This window comes from Thermus sp. (genome assembly GCF_037444525.1).
In the GTDB taxonomy this organism is placed as follows: domain Bacteria; phylum Deinococcota; class Deinococci; order Deinococcales; family Thermaceae; genus Thermus.
On the sequence record NZ_JBBIMD010000110.1, the window covers coordinates 1 to 2,834 of the forward strand.

At 65.6% G+C, this 2,834-nt stretch carries 4 protein-coding genes and 1 pseudogene; all 5 read right to left on the reverse strand.

The genetic code is table 11. The features are described from left to right. A partial coding sequence (locus tag WKI94_RS11775; protein WP_337845915.1) for an NTP transferase domain-containing protein occupies nucleotides 1-954 on the reverse strand: 954 nt, incomplete at its 3' end. A 7-nt stretch (nucleotides 955-961) separates the two neighbouring features. Continuing rightward, complete coding sequence (lgt, locus tag WKI94_RS11780) at nucleotides 962-1,798, reverse strand: prolipoprotein diacylglyceryl transferase (protein ID WP_337845919.1); 837 nt, start codon at nucleotides 1,796-1,798, stop codon at nucleotides 962-964. A 15-nt stretch (nucleotides 1,799-1,813) separates the two neighbouring features. Continuing rightward, complete coding sequence (locus WKI94_RS11785) at nucleotides 1,814-2,047, reverse strand: glutaredoxin family protein (RefSeq protein WP_337845917.1); 234 nt, start codon at nucleotides 2,045-2,047, stop codon at nucleotides 1,814-1,816. A 15-nt stretch (nucleotides 2,048-2,062) separates the two neighbouring features. Then, on the reverse strand, nucleotides 2,063-2,539 hold the full coding sequence (locus WKI94_RS11790; RefSeq protein WP_337845918.1) for a DUF456 family protein: 477 nt from the start codon (nucleotides 2,537-2,539) through the stop codon (nucleotides 2,063-2,065). Between the two features lie 9 nt (nucleotides 2,540-2,548). Further along, nucleotides 2,549-2,834, reverse strand: a pseudogene (locus WKI94_RS11795) (transposase); the annotation flags it as partial.

Sequence of the window (2,834 nt, forward strand, 5' to 3'; positions counted from 1 at the left end):
CCCCTCCAGGTAAGCCCCCTGGAGGACGCTATGGGGAAGGACCCGGGCCCCGGGCTCCAGTACGGTGTCCTCCAGGACGCTATAGGCCCCCACCTCGCACCCTTCCCCGATGCGGGTCTTCCCCTTGAGCACCACCCCCGGCCACAGGGTGGCATCGGGGGCAAGCTCCACCGTGGGCTCGAGGTAGACCGTTTCGGGAAGGAGCATCCGCACCCCCTTGAGCATCCAGTCCCGCCGGAGCCGGTCCAGGAGGATCCCTTCCACCCGGGCAAGCTCCAGGCGGGTGTTCACCCCAAGGGCCTCCTCCGCCCGCCCTCGCACGGCCACCACCCGCTTCCCGTGGGCCCGGTAGATGGCGATGAGGTCGGGAAGGTAGTACTCCCGGGCGGCGTTCTCGTTCCCCACTTCCCTAAGGGCCTGGAAAAGGAAGGGGTCAAAGGCGTAGGCCCCCGCGTTCACCTCCCGGATGGCCTTTACCTCCGGCGAGGCGTCCTTCTCCTCCACGTTGGCGAGAACCTCCTCCCCCTCCCGCAGGATGCGGCCGTAGCCCGTGGGGTCCTGGAGTTCCACGGTGAGGAGGGCCATCCCCGCCCCTTCCGATAGGGCCTCGAGGAGGGCCCTCAGGGTGTCCGGGGTGAGGAGAGGGGTGTCCCCCTGGGTCACCAGGATGGGCCCGGGGAAGCCCTTTAGGGCCTCCCCCGCCTGCATAAGGGCGTGGGCGGTACCGAGCTGCTCCTTCTGCTCGGCAAAGACCACAGGGTAACCCCAGAGGGCCTCCCGCACCCTCTCCCCCCCGTGGCCCACCACCACCACGAGGCGCTCGGGGGCCAGGGCCAGGGCCGTCTCCACCGCGTAGGCCAGCATGGGCTGGCCCAGAAGGGGGTGGAGCACCTTGGGCAGGCGGGACCTCATCCTCGTCCCCTGCCCGGCGGCCAGGATCACGTGGGCGTGCATGGCCCTATTATCCCTCGGGGCGCAAGACGGCGAGGCGCCGAAGGACCCACCAGGAGAGGAGAACCAGGGGGATGCTGACAATCTGGGTGGCGGTGAAGAGCCCAATCCCTAGCTCATCGTTGCGGTAAACGGGAAGCCAAAGGGGATTCAGGCGGAAGGGCTCCTCCAGCACGGAGCGGAGCACGCTGTACCAGAGGAGGAAGTTCCAGAAGGCGTAGCCGTAGAAGGGCTTTTTCCTAAGCCAGTAGAGGGAGAGGAAAAGGAGGATCAGCCCTACCCCCACCCCATAGATCTGGGTGAGGTGCACGGGGCCCCGAAGGAGTTCGGTGCACCGATAAACCTGGGAGATATCGTCTATCCCCGGGCAAACCCCCGGAAAGCCCACGGCGCTTTCCGGCCAGGTGAAGCCAATGGGGAGGGTGGTGAGGCGGCCTACGGTGTCGGAGCCGTTCATGAAGTTGCCAAGCCGCCCGGCCATGATCCCCAAGGCCACCCCAGGGGTGGCCGCGTCCAGGTAGGGGTAAAGGGGGTACCCCTTGCGCCTGTGGAAGTACAGGAAGGTCAAGGCACCCCCCAGGATGGCCCCGTGGAAGGAAAGCCCTCCATGCCAGATGTAGAGGACCTCCGCCGGGTTTTCCAGAAAGGGGGCGGGGGAGGTGAGGACGTAACCCAGCCGGGCCCCCACCACCCCCCAGACCACGGCCCAGAAGGCCACGTGCTCAAAGCGCTCCGTGTCCAGCCCCCAGGCCTTAAGCCGGCGCTTGGCCAGCTCAAAGGCGGCGAAGATGGCCACGGTGAGGAAGAAGCCGTACCATTGGATGCGCAAGGGGCCGATCTGGATCATGGTGGGGTCCACAGCCTAACCTCCCAAAAGGGTCTTCACCTTCTCCCAAAGGGCCTTCTCGTCAAAAAAGCCCTCCATGAGCACTTCGCCACCCCAAAGGAGGACGGGCACCCGGAAGGTGTAGAGGCGGAGAAGCTCCGGGTCCCGGTCCACGTCCCGGCGCACGTAGGGCACCCCCAGGGCCCAGAGGACCCGCTCGGCCTTCTCGCAAAGCCCGCACCCCTCCCGGGTGACGAAGACCAACTCCATGCCCTAAAGCCTACCCTAAAAGATGGCCTGAAGGACAAGAAGGCCCATAACGAGATGCAAAAGGGCCTTCCCCACCATCCCCCCCATGAGGCCCACCAAGGTGCCAAAGGCGGCCCTTAGGGCCTCCTCCGGCTTCCTGCCCGAGAGCCATTCAAAAAGCCAGGCCAGCATAAAGGGCAGGAGGAGAACCCCCCAGACCCCAAGCAAGAGGCCGAGAATCCCCCCGAGAAAGGCCCCCCATAGCCCCGCCCACCCCGCCCCGTAGCGCCTGGCCCCCAAGAGGGTGGCCAGGTTGTCCAGGGTCATGGCAAGAAGCCCAAGGGCAAAAAGGCCCAGCCAAAGCCCCAAGGAAACCTCCCGAAAGCCCACCAAAAGCTCGTGGAGAAAGACGGCCAGGAGGACCACCAAGGTGGCGGGCACGAAGGGAAGGAAGGTGAGGAGGACCCCAAGGGCCCAAAGGACCACGAAGAGCCAGTCCGCCAAGGCCTCCATGGGGCCAGCCTAACGGGGAGGTCCCTCCTGGGACAAGTGGCTGTAGTTGGCCAGCACATTTGAGACTCTGTGGGGACCCCCTCCTCCTTGAGCTTAGCCAGGAACTCCAAGGGCGCAAGACCCCCCAAAGCCCGGTGCGGCCTCCGCCCGTTGTAGTAGTCCAAATACGCATCCAACTCCCGCTGAAGCCCCTCAATCCCAGAAGGCAGAGGACGCGTGTAAAACTCGTCCCGAAACGCCCGCTGCATGCGCTCCACATGCCCATTCAACTTGGGACTCCGCGGAGGAAGCTCAA